Raw genomic sequence first — 23,144 nt, 5'->3', positions numbered from 1 at the left:
TCGAGTGTAACGCAGTTTGAAGCCTGATTGTGAGGAACAGCTGCTAAAATCCTTCTCTCGTGCGTGAATCGCTCTAGTTAAGCCACAGAATCTGACTGCATAAGGAATACATTGTGACGCATGGTACGAGCTTGTTCGCGAGTAATCTCTTTCTTATCCGCCATCGTACGAATAGTTTCTAGCTCAATGGCATAGGCCTGAGAAAGCACTTCGTTAAACTGATGAGGGAAAGATTCAAAAGTGGTAGCGCTCGGCTTAGCCATCGAAGGCATCTGCAAGCTCTTAATCAAGGTACGCAACTCACTCACAATCGTGGAACCCACTACCGGCGGCACCTGATCATAATTAATCAAAATGAAAGCGTGGTGAATCGAGTCCTGCAATAACTGCAACTGGATGCGCGTTACTTCCGAGCGCCTATACTCCACGTCTTCTGAACGCGTGGTCACTTGCACTGTGCGCGTCCACAAGAATCGAATAGCTGCCCGCATAGCACGAATCCATACCACAGTTTTCAAACGCAAAAAGTATATGCGAGTTCGCACATGTTTGAACAATCCAGCCTCGTCATGCGTCAAGGAGTATTCAATAGGCGCCAACAGACGTTGGCATGCATCGGTATATTGCGGGTTGCGGCGTGCATAATTTTCCAACCACGTACTTTGCCAATGACGCATTTCAATACGAGCAGAATGCAAAGTGGCTAATTCTTCAGGAGTCAGCACTTTGCCACGCTGACGCGCAATACGCGCATTGTACGAACGCATCACAGCTTCAATCGTTATATGCTGATCTGGATTATCAATACGCGAAATAGCCACCAGCGTACGGTTAAGCATCTCCAAGTTAGCCAAAGCGAATTTATGACCATCCTCATCTTTTTCTGCAGGCGCCAAAATAGGAACAATAATATTGGCAATCAACAAAGAAAGAATAATATAAACAGCAGCAATAAACAGAAAAGCCGTACGAACAGGGAAGTCCGTCATAGTATCAAGCTGTGAAGGCAAGCTAAACGCCAAAATCAGCGAAATAGTTCCCTTAGCTCCACTAAAAGTCATAACAGCAGCAGAATGCCAACGTTCTTTAGTCATTTTGCGGCGCAAACCTGTTTCATGAGACTTTGTAGTACGTAAGGTTGCCGCTATCCAGAAGAAACGCACCAGATAAAGCACCATGCACAAGACCATAGCAGTGAGCACCATGCCCACAGTATTGACCTTATCGTTCACAATCGTTTGACGCATAGCCAAAGGCAGCTCAATACCCAGAAGAACGAAAACAGATCCATTGAGCACGAAAGCAACCACATCCCACACTGCACCCGAGACGCGGTTGACCTCAGCTAAATCTTCACCCACACCCACGCGATGGTAGCGTGCCACCAAACCGGCGGCAACGACTGCAATAACGCCCGAAGCTTCAAAAATATCGTCAGCAACCCAAAAAACAAGCAGGGGGAACATCAGTTCAATCAAAATACGGTTCGTCGTGGTTTCCAACCGCATACGACGCAACCAAACAATCAAATGATTAAGCATAATGCCCAGCACAGCGCCTACTGCAGCGCCGCCAATAAAACTGTAAAGCACGTTCAGCGAAAACTTCAGAGGCGAAAACGTTCCAGTAATCAAAGTAACTAAAGCAAACTGGAAGCTCACAATACCGGAAGCATCATTGAACAAACTTTCTGTAGCTAAAACAGTTTCTTGACGCTCGGTCAGCTGAGCATCAGCGCCAATTTGTGCCACCGCCACAGCATCTGTCGGACTTAAAGCAGCACCTAAGGCAAAAGCGGCAGCCAAAGGAATAGCAGCCATCGAAAATGTAAGCGTATAACCAGCAATAACAATAGATAAAAGCACTAATCCCACAGCCAAAGACAGCGTAATGCCCAAGTTTTTACGCAAACCCGAACGGGAAATATGCATTGCCTCAAAATACAGCAGCGGCGCAATAAAAACGAGTAAGAAGAACTCCGAATCCAAGTTAATAAGCGGCAAACCAGGAATAAAGAACCACAGGATACCCAAAAAAATCTGTACCAGCGGCATAGACACACGAGGAATATAGGGGCTTAGCAGGGATGAAATAACTACGGCTATACCGATTTGAATAATGAGTAAAAACGATCCCATAACAAGCAGGCTACTTTCCCGATCATGAACGTTGCGCTAGAACGCTCATCATTCGCGCTCGCAACGAACGTCTGAATGATTGTGAACGTCACTTTCTATGATAAAGGAAAGAGCGCCAAAACAGGGGAACACAAGACACAAAAGTTGCACGAAAGTTGTACGAAATATTGTACGAAAGTTGCACAACCTACGAGACAAACTCAGGGGCAAAGTACGACATAAAATGAGTGCCGGACTGACAGCTCGAAAATAGCTTGACTGCTTAAGATGGACGTTTCGGAGATAGTTAGCCACACACCCCCTCACAAACACGCACCTGTTATCTTGTCTTATTTTTGCACTACCCTTAATGAGGTCACAGCGCATGCAGTGCCCCTCGGTTCTTGTATGGAATTTTGGTTTCGTATGAAATCTCGATTTTGTATGAGGTTTCCACAGAAAGGCGTGCCCGATGTCTGCACAGTTAAGCTCTTCCTTAGCTGGAATGAGTGTTGTTACATTGGATGATTTATCCGTTCCTCAAATTAATGACTTATTATTAAAAGCTCGATATATTGATTCGCATCGAAAAGAAGTGGCTCATACATGTGACGGACGTGTATTAGCCACTTTATTTTATGAGCCATCAACACGTACTCGTCTGAGTTTTGAAACAGCTATGCTGCGTTTAGGCGGTCAGGTTATTGGTTTTGCGGGAGCAAGCCAATCATCTGCTTCTAAAGGTGAAACGATTGCAGACACGTTAAAAACTGTGTCGAACTACGTAGATGTAGTGGCAATGCGTCATCCGAAGGAAGGTGCTGCTTTAGTTGCTGCACAGGCAGTGGATACACCAGTTATTAATGCGGGCGATGGCGGTCATATGCATCCTACTCAAACATTGGCTGATTTATCAACGATATACAATCATTTCGGTCGCTTAAATAAGCTGACTGTTGGTTTGTGCGGCGATTTAACTTTCGGACGCACCGTGCATTCGCTTATTGAAACTTTGTGTCGTTATGGCGATGTGAACTTTGTGCTTATTTCTCCTCAGGAGTTGCGCACGCCTCAATACGTGATTGATCGTATTAACGAAACGCCGTCATGCTCTTATATTGAAGTACGCGATATGGTCGATGTTATTGGCGATTTGGACGTTCTGTATATGACGCGCGTGCAGCAGGAGCGTTTCTTTAACGAAGACGATTATCTGCGTTTGCGCGATACCTATATTTTAGATGCTGAAAAACTGTCTCACGGTCGTTCGAATTTAGCGGTTCTTCATCCTTTGCCTCGAGTTAATGAGATTGCTGTAGATGTTGATGATGATCCGCGCGCTTTGTATTTTGAACAGGTTAAGAACGGTATGCTTATGCGTATGGCTTTGGAAAGTTCGGTTGTGGGCGATGAACTGCCAGGATATAACGCTGAAGAGATGGAAAAGCAGGTGCGTATCTAATGAAAGTTACAAGCATTCACGATGGTATTATTATTGACCACGTTCCAGCAGGTCATGCTTTAAAAGTACTTGATTTTTTGGGCATTGATCCTCGTAAAACACGTTTAGCTCTTATTATGAATGCCGATAGTCAAACGCTGGGCACAAAAGACATTATTAAAATTGAAAGCGATATTGTTATTGACGTTAATATTTTGGCTCTGATTGCGCCAACTGCTACGGTCAATATTGTGCACGACGGTTCTATTATGTCCAAAGAAAAGCCTGTGCTGCCTTTGCACGTTACTAATATTATTACCTGCGTTAATCCTCGTTGCGTAACTTCTACTGAACGTGGTATTAAGCAGCAGTTCCATTTGGTGCGTGGTCATGAAGATGCTTTGGGCATGCAGTATCGTTGCGATTACTGTGACGAAGAGGCTAAACTGTAAAGCCTTATCGGTACAATTTTAGGGAACGAAAGAAGGGGTAGTTATGACTGTCATTTTGCATAATATTCGCGTATGGGATACCGGTGAAAATATTACCGTGCGTATTCCAGATGGGCAGGATGCTACCCGTTCTTTTAATGCCAGTGAGTGGATGATTGCTCCTGGTTTTGCTGATCCTCACGTTCATTTCCGCGACCCTGGTCAAACAGATAAAGAAACTATGCAGTCGGGTGCTGCTGCAGCGGCTCATGGTGGATACACGAATGTGTTGATTATGCCTAATACTGAGCCTGCTGCAGATGGTTGCACATATAACGGTGTGAATGCTTTAGAAGATTTGGAGCATCGAGGCAATCTTCCTGTGCGTTACTCCTTATGCGTGTCTGCGTCAAAGGGGCGCAGCGGAGATGAGGCATCTAATCCTGCTGATTGGAAAGATATGCGCGTTGGGGGAGAACGGCATTTTAATCACCCAGTTGTAGCCATGTCGGACGATGGTTCTGCAGTAACGGCTCGCACTCTCGGTGACGTAGTGCGCAACTGTGTGGATTATAAGCTCCCATTTATTGACCATTGCGAGCATCATAAAACCGGCGTAATGAATGAGGGCGACACTTCACGTCGTCTTGGATTACCAGGTATTCCTGCTGATACTGAGCTTGCTATTGTTGAACGCGATATTCATATTGCACGTGTAACAGGCGTGCATTTGCATTTACAGCATGTGTCTACGGCAGCAGCTTTTGAAGCTATCCGTCAGGCAAAAGATGATGGTATACATATTACCTGCGAAACAGCGCCACATTATTTAGCCTTAGATGATTCCGACGTAGAAAAATACGGAACGTACGCAAAAATGAATCCGCCTTTGCGTTCTGCTCATGATCGTTTAGCAACTTTGGAAGCAGTATGCGACGGTACTGTCGATATGATTGCAACTGATCATGCGCCACATACTGCTCAGGAGAAAGGTTTCGGCGCTCTTGACGCTATGCTCACCGCTCCTAACGGAATTATTGGTTTGGAAACAGCATACCCAGTTTTGCGTAAAGTGCTTGTAGAAGCTGGCTATATTGATGATTCTCGTCTTATTGAGCTGATGTCTGTGGAACCAAATCGACTGTTGGGTGTAGAAAGCTTTGATATTGCAGGTTACGCTCAGGCTCATAACGCTCAGATTGATTTTACAAGCGAAGAAATTCGCGCATATACTACGCACGATTTATCTCAAACAGATATTCCAGGACAACATCCTGATGTTGTTATTCTTGCTCCTGATGAGCAGTGGACTATTCGTGCCGATAATTTTGCATCTGCAGCACGCAATACCCCTTTTAACGCGTGGTCTGTGCGAGGACGTGTGCTTGCTACTGTATGCAATGCTGTTATGACCTATTCACGTTTGGGTGAGTATGCCTTCAACGAAGGAGAAGAATTGGCATGAGAGCCTTAATTGATGCGATTATTGCTAAAGATAATCCCAGTGTTGTCGGTTTAGATCCTAAGCCTGCACTAATTCCTCCAATACTATTGAACAGTACTCGTACTGTGCGTGACGTGGCGGAAGCCTACTTTGCTTTTAATATTGCCATTATTGATGCTGTATACGATATTGTTCCCGCTGTAAAACCTCAAATTGCTATGTATGAAGCGCTCGGACCTGCAGGACTAGACGTGTATGTGCGCACCAATGAATATGCACAGACTCGCGGACTCTACGTGCTAGGCGATATTAAGCGCGGAGATATTGGCAGCACAGCAGCAGCATATGCAGCACATATAGAAGGCACACCAAGTATTAATGGTGTTGGCTCAACAGATGTGTGGCATGAAGATGCAGTTACTGTAAATCCTTATTTAGGTTCCGACGGTATTCTTCCCTTCGTACAGGCTGCTAATAACAGTAATAAAGATATTTTCGTTCTTGTGAAAACGAGCAACCCAAGCTCGAACGAACTGCAAGATTTGCGGGTAGACGGATCCGCGCATACTGTTGCTACTCAAGTGGCCGAACTGGTCGAGCAGTGGGGCGAAAACTCGCGCGACAACAAGTACGGATATTCACGTGTTGGCGCAGTCGTTGGCGCTACACATCCTGTTCTGGGTGCGCAGCTGCGCACCCTCATGCCGCATACTTTCTTCCTTGTTCCCGGTTACGGCGCACAAGGAGGAACAGCTGATGACCTCGCAGGGCTGTTTGACGAAAACGGTTTAGGCGCACTTATTAACTCCTCTCGCGGTATTATTGGAGCATGGAAGCACACAGATGAAGCGGAAACAATCAGAACTAAACTACAAGCACTTAATCTAGTTGCTACCAGTGCTCGCCAAGCCGCGCTCGCTATGAAAAATGATATCGCTCGCGTTCGCGCCTAACTAATGTAAGGAAACTATGACTGCCCAAACCTTCCTTAAGACTAATCCTGAAGGCAAAGAATACCTGCCATCACGCCGTACCGTTGAGGTTGTAGGGCATGAGCTACTTACTGATAGTATTGTGCGTTTAACTGTACGCGATGAATATATTGCTCAGCATGGTCAGGCTGCACAGTTTGCAAACTTATATTCGAAGAATAATCAGCAGATTTCTCCACGACCTTTTGGCATCGCTGAGATTAATGGTGATGAGGTGAGCTTTATTTTTGCTGTGGTCGGTCGCGGTACTGCTGAGTTTGCACAGCTTCACGTCGGCGATTCCATCGATATTCTCGGACCATTAGGAAAGCCTTTCGATTTAAGCGCGCCGGGACGATATTTAACCATTGGCGGTGGTTTGGGCGTGCCACCGGTTCTGCATGCGGCTGAAAAATTGGCTGGCCGTTCGGATGCAACATGCACAGCTATGTATGGGTATCGCGATGTGCATTTTGCTGATGATTTTGCTGCACGTTATTGCGATGATGTGCGCAGTATTGACAATGCTCAGGGCAATGTGATTGATTTGCTCAATAGCTGGTTAGAAGAGCAGCAAGCCCAGCAAGACGGTCGTCCTGATCTATCGGACGTGCATATTTTAACCTGTGGTCCACATCCCATGATGAAAGCAGTGGCTTCATGGGCGCGTGAACATGGGGTAGAAGCTCAGTTGAGTTTGGAAGAGCACATGGGCTGCGGATACGGAACGTGCGTGGTGTGTATTACGCCAACAGTTGATGGCAACAAGAAAGTATGCATCGATGGTCCAGTCTTTACGCGCGAAGAGTTGGGATGGAACTAATCGCGATAGAATTAAGCGCAATAGAATTAAGCGGGGATGGAACTAATGGAGATGTTTGACGCAACCAAACCATACACGTTTACGCATGACACTGTGGTGGCTGGTGTTGAATGGAAAAGCCCAATCGGTACAGCTGCTGGCACGTATAATCTCGATGCTTGCTCGGTGTATTACAATCCAGCTGTTATCGGTGCTGTATCTACAAAAGGTGTGTCTCCTGTGCCGTGGGAGGGTAATCCTGCGCCACGAACTGCGGAAACCCCAGCCGGTACGGTCAATTCTGTGGGTTTGCAAAACCCAGGTGTAGATCATTATCTTGAGGATGATTTGCCGCGTTTGAAGGCAATGGGCGCCACTGTTGTGTCTAATGTGGCAGGGCATAGCGATGACGATTTTGCTGAAGTAGTCGCTAAACTCGCCGATTCTGACGCGGATATGTTGGAGATTAACGTCAGTTGCCCAAATGTGAAGTCTGGTACGTCGGTGGGGAAGGATCCGGTGGCGTTGGCTAAGTTGCTTAAGCGTTTGCGTCCGCTGACCGATAAACCGATGATTATTAAGCTCACGCCGAATGTGGATGATGTGGTGCCGATTGCGCGTGCCGCAGTAGACAATGGTGCCGATGCTGTTTCTCTGATTAATACTTTCGTGGGCATGCGTATTGATACGCGCACAGGGCGACCGATTCTGGCTAATATTACCGGCGGCGTATCGGGGCCAGCGGTGCATCCGATGGCTGTGGCGATGGTGTATAAAATTCGTCAGACTTTCCATGATTTTCCGATTATTGCGATGGGCGGCACCTTTACCGGTGAGGATGCTTTAGAATTCCTCTATGCTGGAGCAAATGCTGTGGAAGTTGGTTCGGCGGCTTTAGTAGATCCTGCTGCACCTGTTCGTATTGCCTGCGAGTTGGAGGAGCTTTTAGACGAGCGACCTGAGTTAGCTGCTGCCTTAGCTGAAGGCAATAACTGGATTAATATTCACGATAATAAGGGAGAGTACCGTGAGTGCATCAACTGATTTTACGAAGTTTCTGCTTGACAGTCAGGCGTTAAAGTTCGGTTCTTTTACTTTGAAGTCCGGACGTCAGTCCCCATATTTTATTAATGCTAGTTCTTTTAATGACGGTGACCGTATTGCTCGTTTGGGTCAGTTTTACGCTTCTGCTATTGAAGCAGCACAGTCCAGCGGCAAATTAGAACAGTTTGATACTGTTTTTGGTCCTGCTTATAAGGGCATTCCGCTGGCAGTTACCACGTCTATGGCGTTAAGCTCGGCGCGCGGCTGTGCTGTGGGATACACTTTTGACCGTAAAGAAGCCAAGGATCACGGTGATGGCGGCATGTTTGTGGGCACACCGCTTCGTGACGGCATGAAGGTTCTTCTTGTAGATGACGTGATGACCGCTGGAACTGCTGTACGTGAGGTTTTGCCTAAACTGAAGGCAGCTGCAGATGTTGATGTTGTTGGTTTAGTTTTGTCTGTTGACCGCATGGAAAAAACCAAGGATTCCGATGTTTCTGCTGTTCAAGCTGTAGAAGATGAGTTCGGTTTCCCTGTTTTTGCTATCGCAACTATTCACGATATTATTAGCGCTGCGCGTGAATTACGTCATGCTGATGGTTCAGCAGTTATTACTGACGACATCTCGCAACAGATTGACGAGTATTTTACGCAATACGGCGCATAAAATAAATTTTTTGAATCTCGCAGGGAGTATTTTCACAATACTCCCTGCGTTTTTTCATCAAAAAAACTAGAATAATGGCACATAATATTCATTCACAGTGATGTGATATATCGTGTGAGGCACAATACTAGAGTGCTTCCATTCGGAAGATTCATATCATGTATAAGTTCGATACAGGAATTCGTTTTGTATTTATGCAGGTTGTGCTCTTGCTGCGTATGGAGAAGTGCGCGATGGTTTCGCCCAATCCTTGCCTGTAATTTTCTGGAGTATACATGCTGCAATCGTCATTTTAATGATTTATGTATTGTGCAAGCAGAAGATAAAAACAGGGCTATTTCTTAGGCATATAGGTGTGCTTGTATGTCTTTATGCTATAGCTTTATGGGGAACGCCATGGGGATGGGCATTTATTGTAGGAGTACCTATTGTTATATGATGTTTCGAGAGTTACCGACTGTGGCACATTTGAGATTAAAAAGGATGGTCGGTGGCGCATGCCACCGACCATGTATACATATGAATTAATCTTCAATCGTTTCGTATCCGTGACGATGAATAACTTCTTTGAGTTTTTCTACATAATTATTCGCTGCATGTGAAAGGCGAGCGCGTTCGTTAGTAATCCAACCAACCAGCATACGGTCATCGCAGTCAAGTGGAATGGTCACGATTTTTTCTGTATTTAAATCTTCGTTATCAATACCAGAGGAAATGGTATAGCCGTTCAACCCCACAATAAAGTTCAAAATGGTTGCGCGATCGGTTACGTTAATTTGTTTGGACGCATATTCTGGCCAGCGTGCTTCTTCAGCGAAATAGAAGCTTCCTTCTTCGCCTTGCTCAAACTGAATAAATGGGTATGGCTTCAAGTCGTCCATGGTCAGTTTTTTGCGCGATGCGAGAGGATTTTCACGTGAAATAAATACATGCAAACCTGCTGTAAAAAGCGGATGGAATTCCAAGTGCTTTTCGCGCAGCAGCTTATTAATAACGTTACGGTTAAAATCAGAGGTATATAAAATGCCAATTTCTGAACGCATATTGGCAACTGATTCAATAATTTCGCGAGTACGTGACTCTCGAATAGAGAATTCGTATTCTTCGGAATCAGAAGCGTTAATCATATCGACAAAAGCTTCTACAGCAAACATGTAATGCTGGGTCGATACCTGGCATAACTGTTTACGAGGTTTCGTGTTCTTATAGCGTTCCTTCATCAGCTCAGTCTGATCAAGAATCTGACGCGCGTACTGCAAGAACTCAACGCCGTCAACGGTTAAAGCAATACCTTGAGAAGAGCGGGTGAAAATCTCAATACCCATCTCTTTCTCAAGTTCTTTAACTGCAGAGCTCAGCGCTGGCTGAGAAATATATAAAGCGTGTGAGGCTTCGTTCATGGAACCGCATTCCACGATTTTCACAATATATTGAAGCTGAAGAAGAGTCATAATGCTAAGACTATCAATCAGTATTTACTAAATTACTCTAAAGCAACCAAATCATAGTAGGAATCATTCCATAAGTCTTCATCGCCATCTGGCAGAAGAAGAACGCGGTCAGGGTTAAGCGCCTGAACAGCCCCCTCATCATGAGTAACAAGCACTATAGCGCCCTCATATTTGGAAATAGCACTTAAAATCTCATCACGAGAAGCAGGATCCAAATTATTTGTCGGCTCATCAAGCAAAAGAACATTCGCCTTAGACGTTACCAAAGTAGCAAGCGCTAAACGAGTTTTCTCGCCACCCGAAAGCACTCCTGCAGGTTTCATCACATCATCACCGGAAAACAGGAAGCTACCCAAAATAGTGCGCGCCTGCGTATCATCCAACTCAGGAGCAACAGATTGCAAGTTCTCCAAAACAGTTGCCGAGGTATTCAACGTATCATGTTCCTGAGCAAAATAGCCAATCTTAGCGCCATGTCCCAGTTTCACCTCACCAGTATCTGGCTCATCTACACCAGCTAAAATACGCAAAGTTGTGGTTTTACCCGCACCGTTATAACCCAAAATAACAACGCGTGAGCCTTTATCTACTGCTAAATTAATACCAGCAAACACAATATTCGAACCAAAAGCCTTCGAAATATCCCCAGCCATGATAGGAGTGCGTCCACATGGTGCAGGAGTAGGGAAACGCAAATCCGCCACCTTCTCCTTCTTACGCATCGGTTCAGTCTCTTCCAACAACTTCTCAGCACGACGCATCATATTCTGAGCCGCCACAGCCTTCGTAGCCTTCGCATGCAAACGAATACCTTGCTGCATCAAACGCTCAGCCTTCTTCTGAGCCACTTCGCGCTCGCGGCGGCGACGTTCTTCATCCACTGCACGTTGCTTCAAATATGCTGCCCATCCAAGCGAATACATATCAATCTGAGCGCGCTGAGCATCTAAATGCCACACCTTATTCACTGTTTCTCCCAGTAATTCAGTGGAGTGAGAGATAACAAGAAAACCGCCGGCATAGCTCTTCAAATACTTTTTCAACCATTCAATAGAATCAGCATCCAAGTGGTTTGTCGGCTCATCCAAGATCAGGGTGTCGGCATCGGAGAACAAGATTCGCGCTAACTCAATTCGACGACGCTGACCACCCGACAGTGTTCCAAGCTGGCGGGGCAGAACATCTTGACTAATACCCAAACTTTCAGCCATAACAGTGGCATCGGACTGTGCAGAATAGCCGTTAGCATTCTCAAAATCCTGCATCGCCTTGTCGTAACGATGCATGGCTTTGCTCATAATATCGGGATCTGGATTAGTCATATCGCGCTCGGCTTTACGAATACGCGAAACGATAATAGCAATATCACGGGCGGACATAATACGGTCTAGAGCTGTTTGTCCAGGATCATCTGCATGAGTATCCTGAGGCAAATATCCCAGCTTGCCTGAATAGGTTACTTTGCCGGCAGCTGGTAGCATGTCTCCCGTAATAACGCGCGTTAACGTAGTTTTACCTGCACCGTTTCGGCCTACTAAACCAATGCGATCGCCTGCAGATACGTGAAAATCTGTGGGCGCCAACAATTGTCGAGCGCCAATACGAATTTCCAAACCCTGAGCAGAAATAGCCATTCTTTACCTCAAAAACCTCATATCACTCGAGAACACTGTTCGAAGACGTCGCTCTGAGTAATTACTTAACGTCAATCACCCAACGTAATTACCTGCAAGTAGAAACGCCTATATAAATGTGCTCACAAACTGAGTTCGATAGTAGTAGAAACACGCGAAAAGAGCGAGAACACTACATACCGAGGGGTACATACTACCAACACTCACTTGAGGTCGAGCATATTCATAACGCCAAGAGAAGGAAAGTATCATAGATATTTTTCGAAAATTTGTTCGAATACTTTGTTAAAATGTAATCCGATATATTGAGGAGATGATAGTGACACAGGATATTATTATCGAAAACTTAAACGATGTGCCTTTAGACCGCAAAATCGTGATTCAAGGCGCACGAGAACATAATTTGAAAAACGTTAATCTGGAAATTCCACGCAATAAAATGGTAGTCTTTACCGGATTATCTGGTTCTGGAAAATCGTCGCTTGCTTTCGACACTCTCTTTGCCGAAGGTCAACGTCGGTATGTGGAATCTCTATCTGCATATGCGCGCCAATTCTTAGGCCAAATGGATAAACCAGATGTAGACATGATCAATGGTTTAAGCCCTGCTGTTGCTATTGACCAGAAAACAACGAACCGTAATCCTCGTTCTACTGTGGGAACTATTACAGAGGTTTACGATTACTTACGTTTGCTTTTTGCGCGCACAGGTATTCCTCACTGCCCAGTATGCGGTGAACTGATTACTGCACAAACTCCTCAAGCTATTGTTGATTCTTTGCTCAAACATGATGAGCGCACACGTTTCCAAATCCTTGCTCCTGTTGTGCGCGGACGCAAGGGTGAGTTTGTTGAGCTGATAGATAGCTTGCGTGCCGATGGTTACGCTCGCGCTTTGATTGACGGCAAGCTCGTACAATTAAATTCCGAGATTAAACTCAAAAAGCAGAATAAGCATACTATTGAAGTGGTGATTGATCGTTTAGCTCTCAAAGAGGGGATACGTCAGCGTTTAACTGATTCGGTGGAAACCGCTTTACGTTTATCACACGGTTTAGTTATTGCTGATTTCGTAGATCTCGATGAGAAAGATCCTGCTCGACGTCAACCATTCTCTGAAAACCGTAGCTGTCCTAACGGTCATGATTTAGAGTTAGATGAAATCGAACCACGCACTTTCTCTTTTAACGCACCATATGGTGCTTGTCCACAATGCACTGGTATTGGTTCAAAACTCGAAATTGATCCAGAACTCGTTGTGCCGGATGTTACCAAATCTCTAGAAGAAGGCGCTATTGAGCCATGGAATACCTCTAAAACCCAGTCAGAGTATTACATGCATCTACTCGAAGGCTTAGCCGATGATTTAGGCTTCAGCCTGAAAACCCCATGGAATAAGCTCGATGAGGATGTTCGCGATGCTATTATGCACGGTCACGATTTCAAAGTGAATGTGCGCTACAAAAACCGTTGGGGACGCATACGAGAATACTCCACAGGTTTTGAAGGCGTTGTGCGCTCCATGATGCGTCGCCATGACGAAACAGACTCCGACAATATGCGTCAATACTATGAAGCATATATGCGTGAAGTTCCATGCCAAGTATGCAAAGGTAAAAGACTTAAGCCAGAAGTTTTAGCCGTAACCGTAGGCGAGAAAAACATTATTGATGTATGCGATATGCCTATTGTTCGAGCCTTCGAATGGATTAATAATCTCCACCTCGACGGCGCAGCAGCACTCATCTCCACAGAAATCGTTAAAGAAATCCGTGCACGTCTTGGATTCCTTAACAACGTAGGTCTCACATACCTCACTCTCTCGCGTGCAGCCGCCACACTCTCCGGCGGAGAGGCACAACGCATCCGTTTAGCAACCCAAATCGGCTCAGGTCTCGTAGGCGTTATGTATGTGCTCGATGAACCATCTATTGGCCTACATCAACGCGATAATGAACGACTCATTCACACCTTGCATGAACTGCGCGACTTAGGCAATACCCTCGTCGTCGTAGAACACGATGAAGACACTATTACCACTGCAGACTGGTTAGTCGATATTGGTCCAGGAGCCGGCGAACATGGTGGAGAAATTATTTATTCCGGTCACGCTCAGGGCATTACTCAAGCAGGTCGCTCCATTACAGGTGCGTATATTGCTGGTCGCAAGAAAATTGCCGTACCTAAGAAACGTCGCCGCGTCTACAAAACAAAAAACCTGAAAGTAGTGGGAGCGCGCGAAAATAATCTAAAGAACTTAGATGTTGCTTTCCCATTAGGCGTGCTCACAGTTGTCAGTGGCGTATCCGGTTCCGGTAAATCAACACTGGTTAACTCGATTTTGTATCCGGTCTTGGCAGATAAGCTCAATGGCGCTCGCATTGTTCCAGGTAAACATATCCGTATTGAAGGCGTTGACCAGGTCAATAAGGTTATTCATGTTGATCAAAATCCTATTGGACGCACCCCTCGATCCAATCCAGCAACCTACACCGGTGTGTGGGATAAAATCCGTAACCTCTTGGCTAAAACACCTGAAGCACAGGTACGCGGTTATGGTCCGGGTCGTTTCTCCTTTAATGTGAAAGGTGGTCGTTGCGAAGCCTGCCACGGAGACGGAACAATCAAAATCGAAATGAACTTCCTACCAGATGTTTATGTCGATTGCGAGGTTTGCCACGGCAAACGCTATAACCGTGAAACTTTAGAAGTGAAATATAATGGAAAATCTGTAGCCGATATTCTTGATATGCCTATTGAAGAAGCTGCACGTTTCTTCAAATCATATCCTGCTATTGCGCGTTACCTCGACACCCTCGTAGATGTTGGTTTGGGATACATCCGTTTAGGGCAGCCTGCACCAACGCTGTCGGGTGGAGAAAGTCAGCGTGTGAAACTAGCTACTGAGCTTCAGAAACGTTCTAACGGCGATACAGTTTATATTCTTGACGAGCCAACCACTGGTTTGCATTTTGAAGACGTGAACAAGCTGATGATTGTTCTACAAGGTTTGGTCGATAAAGGAAATACAGTTATTGTTATTGAACATAACCTTGATGTTATTAAAAGCGCTGACTGGATTATTGATATGGGTCCAGAAGGTGGTGACGGTGGCGGCACAGTTGTAGCTGAAGGTACTCCTGAGCATATCGCAGATGTGCCAGATAGTTGGACAGGTAAGTTCCTTAAACCGCTGTTAACTAAACATAAAAAGCAATAGAGGAAGTACATGAGCTCTCTCATTGAAAAACATTCTCCAGGAGTATGGCGCAAAACGGCTCAGCAGATGATTAAAGATTCTGCTGAGCAGGCGGCTCGTGCTTCCTCTGAGCATGCTTCTGAACAATCAACAGGAGTTAATGCTAACGGAGCGCCTCTCTTAGGAGATACCCGCGATCTTTTCCGACCGAGAACTTCCGATATTCCTGCTAATCCTGGTGTGTATAAGTGGCGAGATGAAGATGGTCGCGTTATTTATGTAGGTAAAGCAAAAAACCTACGTAACCGTCTCTCTAATTATTTTCAGCCACTGAACCGACTGCATCCTCGCACTCAAAATATGGTACTCACAGCTCGCAGTCTCGAATGGACTGTGGTGGGCACAGAATTAGAATCTTTAACCCTCGAATATACGTGGATTAAAGAATTCGATCCGCGTTTTAATGTTGTTTTTCGTGATGATAAAACATACCCGTACGTAGCCATCTCTATTAAAGAAGAATATCCGCGCGTGTGGGTTACTCGTAATAAAAATAATCGTAAAGCACGCTATTTTGGACCTTATGCCAAAGTATGGAATATGCGCCAAACCCTAGATTCCATGCTTCATGCATACCCTGTGCGCACATGTTCTCCCGCTATTTTTAATAAAGCACAAAAAACTGGCAGACCATGCTTACTCGGTCATATAGGTAAATGTTCCGCACCATGTGTGGGGCGAATTTCTGCGCAAGAACATCGAGAGATGAGCGAACAATTAGTAGCCATTCTCACTGGCCGCTTGGGGTCGTCTTTCCGCAAAACTCTAGAAGCCCAAATGAAGGAAGCCAGTGTTGAACTCGAGTTTGAGAAAGCAGCAAAACTGCGCGACCAAATAACTGCTTTAGATTCGGTTCTTGAACAAAATGCTGTTGTTTTTTCCTCCGATGTAGACGCAGATATTATTGGTATCGATACTGATGAACTTGAAGCCAGCGTGCATACTTTCTTCGTACGCGCTGGCACTATTCGCGGTGAACGCGGATGGTCTGTTGAACGTGTGGAAGATGTATCCAACGCTCAATTACTCAGTGATCTCATCACTCAGGTCTATTCAGCTGCTGTGGAGGAACAGGCAGATGATCGAACGAGCGAGCAAGGTCTTGCGGCTATTAAAGTTTCAGAAAACCGCAGCGCTCTAGCTCCAACCCAGCAAGCAACTGCCACAGACAGTATGAGCCGCGCTCAGGCAACAAAACAACGCCGCGAGCGTGAAGAAATGACGGGGCGTAACGATTTACTCTCACCCATTTCTCCTATTCCGCGTGAGATTATTGTGCCTTTTATTCCCGACCGTGTGGATGATTTAGAACAATGGCTGAGTACTCTTCGCGGTTCTTCGGTTACTATTCGAGTAGCTGAAAGAGGGGAGAAAAAGACACTTCTTGACCGCGCTACAGCAAATGCTCAGCAAAGTCTCAAAAGAGCTAAATCTAGTCGAGTTACTGATTTAGCTGCTCGTTCGGAAGCATTGAACGATATTGCAGATGCTCTTATGTTAGACAAAGCACCGCTACGTATTGAATGTTTTGATATTTCCAACGCTTCTGGTGGTTCTTTTCAAGTGGCGTCGATGGTTGTTTTCGAAGATGGCATAGCTAAGAAAAATTACTATCGTCACTTCGCTATTGGTGGTTCAGATGGACAAGGAGCTGTGGACGATACTGCTGCTATCTATGAAACTCTGACGCGACGTTTTAAGCATGGTAATATTTTGGGCGATACAGGGGAGAGCTTAGAAGATGAGAAACGCGCTGAAAAAACGCAGCTGAATGATGTTGTCCAGCAGGATACAAACCGTCGTCGTTTCGCATACAAGCCAAATCTCATTGTGGTTGATGGCGGTCAGCCTCAAGTCAAAGCAGCTCAAAAAGCACTACAGGACTGCAATGTTCATGATGTAGCAGTATGCGGTTTGGCCAAAAAACTCGAAGAAGTATGGCTACCGGACGATGATTATCCAGTTATTTTGAAGCGCCAATCCGAAGGAATGTATTTACTGCAACGAGTACGCGATGAGTCTCATCGTTTCGCTATAACCTATCATCGTAAAACACGGCGAAAAGGAGCTTTACGCTCGGCTTTGGATGATATTCCTGGTATTGGTCCAGCTTTCCAAAAGAAACTGCTCAATCACTTTGGTTCTGTTCGTGCCATGCGTGAAGCCAGCGTAGAAGACTTCCTGCAGGTTCAAGGTGTTGGCCAATCCAAAGCAGAAGTGCTTTATAAAGCTCTGCATGTGGAACAATCCGAAGAATAAAAAACCGTTTCGTCCAGACGACTCAAGAGTATGGAATTATGAACGCAGATAACACATCTTCCAGCACAGGTAACCAAGCAGCTGTTCTCGGTTCACCCATTGCGCATTCGCTTTCACCAGTACTGCACAACGCGGCGTATGAAGCCTTGCAGTTAACGGATTGGCAGTATGGTCGCCACGATATTACTGCCGAAACACTCGAAGATTTCTTCTTAAGCATCAATGATTCATGGGCGGGCGTGAGCATGACCATGCCACTGAAACAGAAAGCTCTGGAATTTGGTGAAGTCAGCGATGAGCGCGTAGCTTTCTTAGGAGTGAGTAATACAGCTGTTTTTGACTGGCAACGTAGCAATCCTCAGCATGAGAATATGCCACATATTAGTTTGTATAACACTGATGTTGATGGTGTAAAGCTCACTTTTGCTGACGAATTCAATATTGGCAGCGCAAGCGATGCTCGCGTATGCATTATTGGTTCAGGATCAACAGCAATGTCTGCTATGGCAGCACTGATTGAAATAGGAGCTCGAGACTTTGTCATCTGTGCAGCGGATGCTGAGCAAGCATCGGTTATGCGCACAAGAATGAGTTCTTATCAGAAGTCACAGGCTCGCATTGATGTGCAGCCGTGGGGTAGTGCTGTTAAGCACATACAGCAGTCAGACATTATTATTTCTACAGTTCCAGCTCATGCTACCGATGGTCTTGCTCAAGAAATCAATAATCTTGCTGCAAATATTTCGCTTACTAATAAGCATCTGCTCGATGTTATTTATGATCCTCGCCCTACTCAGTTGATGCAATCACTGAGCGCACGTGAGGCGATTGTGCGTGGGGGAGAGCATATGCTGTTGCGTCAGGCTCTGGCACAGGTCGCTTATATGACGCATCTGCCAGTACGTCATGTTATTGATACTGCGTTCGCTCATATGAAAACTGCATTATTTGAACAGCTCTAGCGCTAAACTAGGAAGCTATGGAGAAGATGGTCTCACACACGAATAGCACAGAGTATATCTCGTCCACCGATACCGAGCAGAACAGCACCAATGATTTTGAGGTTCTGCTTATTACAGGCATGTCTGGTGCAGGACGTTCACGCGCTGCAGACAGTGTAGAAGATATCGGTTGGTATGTAGTCGATAATCTTCCTCCAATGCTGCTCATTCCGTTAGTTGATATGATGACCTCATCTGGTTCGAAAGTGCATAAACTTGCTGCAGTTATTGATGTACGTTCACGCAGCTATTTCGATGATCTCAGCCAAGTTCTTGCACATTTAGAGGATTTAGACGTAAAAACGCGCATTCTCTTCCTCGATGCTAGTGATGACGTTCTCGTTAAACGCTACGAATCTGTGCGACGTCCTCATCCCCTCCAAAATGGGAATCGCCTTATTGATGGTATTAATGAGGAACGCGAACTTCTCGGTGCACTCAAAGAGCGAGTAGATATTATTTTAGATACATCCCGCACAAGTATTCATCAGCTCTCAACTCAGCTGTATGAATCTCTTGTAGGAACCGGCGCCAAAACCGTCAATGTGCATATTTTCAGTTTCGGTTTTAAGCACGGTGTTCCATCCGATGCGGATTTTGTTTTTGATGTTCGATTCCTTCCTAACCCTTTCTGGGTGCCAGATTTACGTGCTCTCAACGGTATGGATGAAGCAGTATCGGACTATGTTTTACACAGTCAAGGTGCTACGGAGTTCTTAGACGCTATAGAAAAATCGTTAAACATCGCTTTAGATGGTTATGCGCGTGAAGATAAGCATTTCGTTACGATAGCAATTGGTTGCACAGGCGGGCAGCATCGCTCTGTAGCCATGAGCTACGAGCTAGCAAAACGTCTCAAAGCGAACGGCTTAACAGTAACCGTATCTGGACGAGAGCTAGAAAGAATGCGTCACAACTAACGACTTTTGTCAAGAAATAATCAAGAAAATAATCTATCCACGGTTATGGTTACACTAAACTTCGGATAATTTGCTTTCAAAACCCAAGGAGGCGCCGTGTCACTGCTCGACGAGGTCAAAAACGAACTCGCAGCAATCACTGATGACTCGTCATTAGCCAAGCAAGCTCAAGTCTCAGCTATGTTGCGCTTTGGTGGCGGTATTCAGGTCGTTAGAAATATTCCTATTGTTGTCAGTCAGTTCACCAGCGCAACCGCAGCGCGTTGGCTTCAAAGCTCTATTCGTGAGATTTGGGGATACGATGCGGAGTTGCGTAAGGGAACATCAACCTTACCTTCTGGCGAAACAGTAGAATATTATCTTGTTGCTATTACGCGTGATGGTAAGCGTCTCGCTCTTCAATCCGGCCTTCTCGATCAGCGTTCTATGGAAGTTCATGGCATAGCTCCTGCCCATATTCAAGGTAATATTGCTCAGGTCAAAGCCGCTTGGCGTGGTGCATTCCTCGCCAAAGGACGTTTGAGTGATCCAGAAAAATCAAGCCTTCTGGAAATCGTATGTCCAAGCGTTGAGGCAGTAAACGATTTAATTATTGCTGCTCGTCGTCTCGGTATTACTACAAAACCTCATCGCGTCCATTCATCTGTACGTGTGCGTTTAAGCGATCCTGATGTTATTGAACGCATGCTTATTTTGATGGGTGCAAATACAACTGCCCGCGAATGGAGCGGCAAGCGCGTAGAAGGAGAGAGCCGAGGCAAGGCAAACCGTCTGGCAAATTTCGATGACGCTAATATGCGTCGTAGCGCTAAGGCTGCTGTAGAAGCTAGTCAAAAAGTGCGTAAAGCTTTCGAAATTCTGGGCGATGATATTCCTGAGAACTTGCGCGCAGCCGGTCAGCTTCGCCTCGATTATGGCGATGCTAGTTTGGAAGAACTTGGCCGTTTGGCAGATCCTCCTATTACGAAGGATGCCATTGCAGGTCGAATCCGTCGTCTGCTACAGCTGGCAACAAAGGTTGAGAAACAGCGTGCAGCAGCAGCGGAAAAGAACTAAACTTCATAAAGAGCGACAATAGAAAGGAAGCTTATGAAGACTCTCAAAGATTTGGGTGATTTGTCTGGCAAGCGTGTGCTTGTTCGTGCTGATTTTAACGTACCACTCGATGGTACGACTATCACTGATGATGGTCGTATTCGCGCTGCACTGCCAACAATTAACGCGCTGCGTGAACAGGGTGCGAAGGTTATTGTTATGGCACACTTGGGCCGTCCAAAGGGACAAGTTGTTCCAGAGCTCAGCTTGGCTCCAGTAGCAGCTCGCTTGGGTGAATTATTAGACGCTCCTGTGGCTTTGGCAGCTGACACCTATGGTGAAGATGCTCAGGCTAAGGTAGCAGCTATGAACAATGGTGATGTTGTTCTGCTCGAAAACGTGCGCTTCAATAAGGAAGAAACCTCCAAGGATACTGATGAGCGCGCTGCTTATGCAAAGAAGATTGCTGCTTTGGGCGATGCCTTCGTTTCTGATGGCTTCGGTGTTGTTCACCGTGCTCAGGGTTCTAACTACGATGTAGCAACCGATTTGCCATCTGCAGCAGGTTTACTTGTTGAAAAGGAAGTTACTGCTCTGTCTAAGGCAACCGACAACCCAGAGCGTCCATTAACTGTTGTTTTGGGTGGTTCTAAGGTATCTGACAAGCTCGGCGTTATTTCCAACCTCTTGAACAAGGCTGACCGTTTGGTTATCGGTGGTGGTATGGTCTTCACCTTCCTCAAGGCTTTGGGCTATGAAGTAGGAAAGTCTTTGCTGGAAGAAGATCAGGTTGAAACCGTTAAGGGCTACTTAGCAACTGCTAAGGAAAACGGTGTAGAAATCGTTCTTCCAACCGATATTTTGGCTGCTGATGCCTTCGCTGCAGACACCGCTTATGAAGCTGTTGCTGCGGATGCTATTCCTGCAGACAAGATTGGTTTGGATATTGGTCCAGAATCTCAGAAGCTCTTCCACGACAAGATTGTTGATTCCAAGACTGTTGTATGGAATGGTCCTATGGGCGTATTTGAGTTCGAAAACTTCGCAGGTGGTACCCGCGCTGTGGCTCAGGGCTTGATTGACGCTACAGCAGATAACGGCGCATTCTCCATTGTTGGCGGTGGCGATTCTGCTTCTGCAGTGCGTAACCTCGGTTTCGATGAGAGCAAGTTCTCTCATATTTCCACCGGCGGCGGAGCTTCCCTCGAATTCCTCGAAGGTAAGACTTTGCCAGGTTTGAGCGTTCTCGACTAAGAGCGGCGATAACATTAAAGGCGACGTTATGATGGCAGCTGTGCGTAGTTTTCTACAGCGTATAGCTGCCATCTTTTATACACGTACTCTTTTTTATACACGTACACAGAAAAGTGAGCACAATATGAGCAGCACACGACGTCCCCTCATTGTGGGCAATTGGAAGATGAACCTTGATCATCGCGAAGCGACCTATTTTGTGCAAAAACTCGCATGGTTGCTGCGCGACGCTCACTTTGATTACGAAGACTGTGATATCGCTTTACTTCCACCTTTTACTTCGATTCGCAGCGTACAAGTTCTCGTTGAAGCCGACCGTTTGCACGTTGATTACGGCGCTCAGACTGTATCTGTTACCGCTCAAGGAGCTTTTACCGGCGACGTATCTGCCGATATGCTCTCGGCTTTAGGATGCCGTTACGTTCTTGTTGGACATTCCGAACGCCGCCGCTACCACTCAGATGACGATGCTAACCTCGTCGATCAGGTTCGTGCTGTTTTAGCTGACGGCATGCAACCAATTTTATGCGTAGGCGAGGGGTATGAAGAACGTCGCGAAGGTATTGAACTTGATTATGCAGTGGGTCAGGTAGACGATATTACCCGCGATTTGTCCGAAGAAGATGCGCGCAAAATGATTATCGCGTACGAACCAGTATGGGCGATTGGCACCGGTTTAGTAGCCACTCCGCAGTCCGCCCAAGATGCGGCTGCAGCTATTCGCACGCACTTGACTCGTACGTATTCTCCTGAGACCGCGCAAACTGTGCGCATTTTGTACGGCGGCTCCGTAACAGCGCAGAACGCGACGTTAATTATGAACGAGGCACGCGATATGGATGGATTCCTGATTGGGGGAGCGAGCCTGAACCCCGAAGAATTTGCTTCGATTATCCGCTTAACACATAAGGCCGCAAAAAAGCGCGTATAGTTTTGTATTTTCGAGACCCTACGGTATTCTTAAAGGAGTTTTTATTGGAGGTGCAATGAACTGGTTGTTCGTTCTTAGGGTAACACTCGAAGTTATCGTCGTTTTGTTGAGTATTATGCTTACTGCGCTCATTCTCATGCACAAGGGTAAAGGTGGCGGTTTGTCCGATATGTTCGGCGGAGGTATTTCTGCGAATGCTGGAACATCGGGCGTAGCAGAACGCAATTTGAACCGTATTACTGTAACCATTGCATTAATTTGGATTGCCTTGATTATTGTTCTTGACTTTATGGTCAAGTACGGTTGGGGAGCTTAAGCTCTTTAATTGCAAATTTTTATGGCTTACTTCTTGAGAAGTAAGCCATTTTTTGTTCTATACCCGCTCGTCTGCTTTGGGTATATCAGTATGCCGATGACATACCATCTGGCTGCTTGATGTGGATTGATTTTTGTTTCTGGTGGATTCTCGTTTTTTAAGGG

The 23,144-nt window shown here is 45.8% G+C and carries 18 protein-coding genes; 15 read left to right on the top strand and 3 right to left on the bottom strand.

Features of this window, described 5'->3' with window-relative positions; translation table 11 throughout:
• Nucleotides 1-77: 77 nt before the first annotated feature.
• Nucleotides 78-2,138: a cation:proton antiporter gene (locus HMPREF2909_RS05135; protein ID WP_071415459.1), complete on the bottom strand. Its 2,061-nt coding sequence runs from the start codon at nucleotides 2,136-2,138 to the stop codon at nucleotides 78-80.
• A gap of 451 nt (nucleotides 2,139-2,589) precedes the next feature.
• On the opposite strand from HMPREF2909_RS05135, the gene pyrB reads away from it, so the two are divergent.
• Genes pyrB through pyrE form a run of 7 tightly spaced genes read left to right on the top strand, consistent with a single transcriptional unit; the run spans nucleotide 2,590 to nucleotide 8,920 of the window.
• A complete protein-coding gene (pyrB, locus tag HMPREF2909_RS05130; RefSeq protein WP_034297892.1) occupies nucleotides 2,590-3,579 on the top strand; it encodes an aspartate carbamoyltransferase in 990 nt (329 codons plus the stop codon).
• Nucleotides 3,579-4,010: an aspartate carbamoyltransferase regulatory subunit gene (locus HMPREF2909_RS05125; RefSeq protein ID WP_049187245.1), complete on the top strand. Its 432-nt coding sequence runs from the start codon at nucleotides 3,579-3,581 to the stop codon at nucleotides 4,008-4,010. Before pyrB ends, HMPREF2909_RS05125 begins: the two co-directional genes overlap by 1 nt.
• Before the next feature lie 43 nt (nucleotides 4,011-4,053).
• On the top strand, nucleotides 4,054-5,454 hold the full coding sequence (locus HMPREF2909_RS05120; protein WP_071415458.1) for a dihydroorotase: 1,401 nt from the start codon (nucleotides 4,054-4,056) through the stop codon (nucleotides 5,452-5,454).
• Nucleotides 5,451-6,386, top strand: coding sequence for an orotidine-5'-phosphate decarboxylase (gene pyrF / locus HMPREF2909_RS05115; protein WP_049187240.1), 936 nt, complete (start codon nucleotides 5,451-5,453; stop codon nucleotides 6,384-6,386). The genes HMPREF2909_RS05120 and pyrF overlap by 4 nt, the downstream gene beginning before the upstream one ends.
• Before the next feature lie 16 nt (nucleotides 6,387-6,402).
• A complete protein-coding gene (locus tag HMPREF2909_RS05110) occupies nucleotides 6,403-7,227 on the top strand; it encodes a dihydroorotate dehydrogenase electron transfer subunit (RefSeq protein ID WP_071415457.1) in 825 nt (274 codons plus the stop codon).
• Nucleotides 7,228-7,278: 51 nt separating this feature from the next.
• Complete coding sequence (locus HMPREF2909_RS05105) at nucleotides 7,279-8,250, top strand: dihydroorotate dehydrogenase (protein WP_084797267.1); 972 nt, start codon at nucleotides 7,279-7,281, stop codon at nucleotides 8,248-8,250.
• Nucleotides 8,234-8,920 (top strand): orotate phosphoribosyltransferase, encoded by a 687-nt coding sequence (gene pyrE / locus HMPREF2909_RS05100; protein WP_071415455.1) that lies wholly within the window; start codon nucleotides 8,234-8,236, stop codon nucleotides 8,918-8,920. The genes HMPREF2909_RS05105 and pyrE overlap by 17 nt, the downstream gene beginning before the upstream one ends.
• Before the next feature lie 524 nt (nucleotides 8,921-9,444).
• Here pyrE and HMPREF2909_RS05095 read toward each other — a convergent pair.
• On the bottom strand, nucleotides 9,445-10,371 hold the full coding sequence (locus HMPREF2909_RS05095) for a LysR family transcriptional regulator (protein WP_021618366.1): 927 nt from the start codon (nucleotides 10,369-10,371) through the stop codon (nucleotides 9,445-9,447).
• A 32-nt stretch (nucleotides 10,372-10,403) separates the two neighbouring features.
• The gene (locus HMPREF2909_RS05090) at nucleotides 10,404-12,005 is read right to left on the bottom strand and encodes an ABC-F family ATP-binding cassette domain-containing protein (protein ID WP_071415454.1); all 1,602 of its coding nucleotides are present in this window, start codon (nucleotides 12,003-12,005) and stop codon (nucleotides 10,404-10,406) included.
• A gap of 319 nt (nucleotides 12,006-12,324) precedes the next feature.
• Between HMPREF2909_RS05090 and uvrA the strand changes: the two genes are divergently transcribed.
• The 8 genes from uvrA (at nucleotide 12,325) to secG (ending at nucleotide 22,980) form a co-directional block, all read left to right on the top strand.
• Nucleotides 12,325-15,225, top strand: coding sequence for an excinuclease ABC subunit UvrA (uvrA, locus tag HMPREF2909_RS05085; RefSeq protein ID WP_306722536.1), 2,901 nt, complete (start codon nucleotides 12,325-12,327; stop codon nucleotides 15,223-15,225).
• A gap of 9 nt (nucleotides 15,226-15,234) precedes the next feature.
• Nucleotides 15,235-17,523, top strand: a complete 2,289-nt coding sequence (gene uvrC, locus HMPREF2909_RS05080; RefSeq protein ID WP_084797266.1) for an excinuclease ABC subunit UvrC — start codon at nucleotides 15,235-15,237, stop codon at nucleotides 17,521-17,523.
• Between the two features lie 38 nt (nucleotides 17,524-17,561).
• A complete protein-coding gene (locus tag HMPREF2909_RS05075) occupies nucleotides 17,562-18,485 on the top strand; it encodes a shikimate dehydrogenase family protein (RefSeq protein ID WP_071415452.1) in 924 nt (307 codons plus the stop codon).
• A 26-nt stretch (nucleotides 18,486-18,511) separates the two neighbouring features.
• Nucleotides 18,512-19,444, top strand: coding sequence for an RNase adapter RapZ (gene rapZ, locus HMPREF2909_RS05070; protein ID WP_084797265.1), 933 nt, complete (start codon nucleotides 18,512-18,514; stop codon nucleotides 19,442-19,444).
• Nucleotides 19,445-19,540: 96 nt separating this feature from the next.
• Nucleotides 19,541-20,500 (top strand): DNA-binding protein WhiA, encoded by a 960-nt coding sequence (gene whiA, locus HMPREF2909_RS05065; protein ID WP_071415451.1) that lies wholly within the window; start codon nucleotides 19,541-19,543, stop codon nucleotides 20,498-20,500.
• A 33-nt stretch (nucleotides 20,501-20,533) separates the two neighbouring features.
• The gene (locus HMPREF2909_RS05060) at nucleotides 20,534-21,733 is read left to right on the top strand and encodes a phosphoglycerate kinase (protein ID WP_021618373.1); all 1,200 of its coding nucleotides are present in this window, start codon (nucleotides 20,534-20,536) and stop codon (nucleotides 21,731-21,733) included.
• 124 nt (nucleotides 21,734-21,857) lie between these two features.
• Entirely contained in the window at nucleotides 21,858-22,664 is an 807-nt protein-coding gene (tpiA, locus tag HMPREF2909_RS05055; RefSeq protein ID WP_071415990.1) for a triose-phosphate isomerase, read from the top strand.
• A gap of 55 nt (nucleotides 22,665-22,719) precedes the next feature.
• On the top strand, nucleotides 22,720-22,980 hold the full coding sequence (gene secG, locus HMPREF2909_RS05050) for a preprotein translocase subunit SecG (RefSeq protein WP_071415450.1): 261 nt from the start codon (nucleotides 22,720-22,722) through the stop codon (nucleotides 22,978-22,980).
• Nucleotides 22,981-23,144: the final 164 nt, after the last annotated feature.

The organism is Alloscardovia sp. HMSC034E08 (genome assembly GCF_001813415.1).
GTDB lineage: Bacteria > Actinomycetota > Actinomycetes > Actinomycetales > Bifidobacteriaceae > Alloscardovia > Alloscardovia omnicolens.
Note: the sequence above shows the minus strand (reverse complement) of the source record. Positions and strands in the feature narration are given on the sequence as shown.

Excerpts from the sequence above, each read along its gene's own strand:
- HMPREF2909_RS05135 (WP_071415459.1), bottom strand. The coding sequence starts at position 2,138 with ATGGGATCGTTTTTACTCATTATTCAAATCGGTATAGCCGTAGTTATT.
- pyrB (WP_034297892.1), top strand. The coding sequence starts at position 2,590 with ATGTCTGCACAGTTAAGCTCTTCCTTAGCTGGAATGAGTGTTGTTACA.
- HMPREF2909_RS05125 (WP_049187245.1), top strand. The coding sequence starts at position 3,579 with ATGAAAGTTACAAGCATTCACGATGGTATTATTATTGACCACGTTCCA.
- HMPREF2909_RS05120 (WP_071415458.1), top strand. The coding sequence starts at position 4,054 with ATGACTGTCATTTTGCATAATATTCGCGTATGGGATACCGGTGAAAAT.
- pyrF (WP_049187240.1), top strand. The coding sequence starts at position 5,451 with ATGAGAGCCTTAATTGATGCGATTATTGCTAAAGATAATCCCAGTGTT.
- HMPREF2909_RS05110 (WP_071415457.1), top strand. The coding sequence starts at position 6,403 with ATGACTGCCCAAACCTTCCTTAAGACTAATCCTGAAGGCAAAGAATAC.
- HMPREF2909_RS05105 (WP_084797267.1), top strand. The coding sequence starts at position 7,279 with ATGTTTGACGCAACCAAACCATACACGTTTACGCATGACACTGTGGTG.
- HMPREF2909_RS05095 (WP_021618366.1), bottom strand. The coding sequence starts at position 10,371 with ATGACTCTTCTTCAGCTTCAATATATTGTGAAAATCGTGGAATGCGGT.
- HMPREF2909_RS05090 (WP_071415454.1), bottom strand. The coding sequence starts at position 12,005 with ATGGCTATTTCTGCTCAGGGTTTGGAAATTCGTATTGGCGCTCGACAA.
- uvrC (WP_084797266.1), top strand. The coding sequence starts at position 15,235 with ATGAGCTCTCTCATTGAAAAACATTCTCCAGGAGTATGGCGCAAAACG.
- HMPREF2909_RS05075 (WP_071415452.1), top strand. The coding sequence starts at position 17,562 with ATGAACGCAGATAACACATCTTCCAGCACAGGTAACCAAGCAGCTGTT.
- rapZ (WP_084797265.1), top strand. The coding sequence starts at position 18,512 with ATGGTCTCACACACGAATAGCACAGAGTATATCTCGTCCACCGATACC.
- HMPREF2909_RS05060 (WP_021618373.1), top strand. The coding sequence starts at position 20,534 with ATGAAGACTCTCAAAGATTTGGGTGATTTGTCTGGCAAGCGTGTGCTT.
- tpiA (WP_071415990.1), top strand. The coding sequence starts at position 21,858 with ATGAGCAGCACACGACGTCCCCTCATTGTGGGCAATTGGAAGATGAAC.
- secG (WP_071415450.1), top strand. The coding sequence starts at position 22,720 with ATGAACTGGTTGTTCGTTCTTAGGGTAACACTCGAAGTTATCGTCGTT.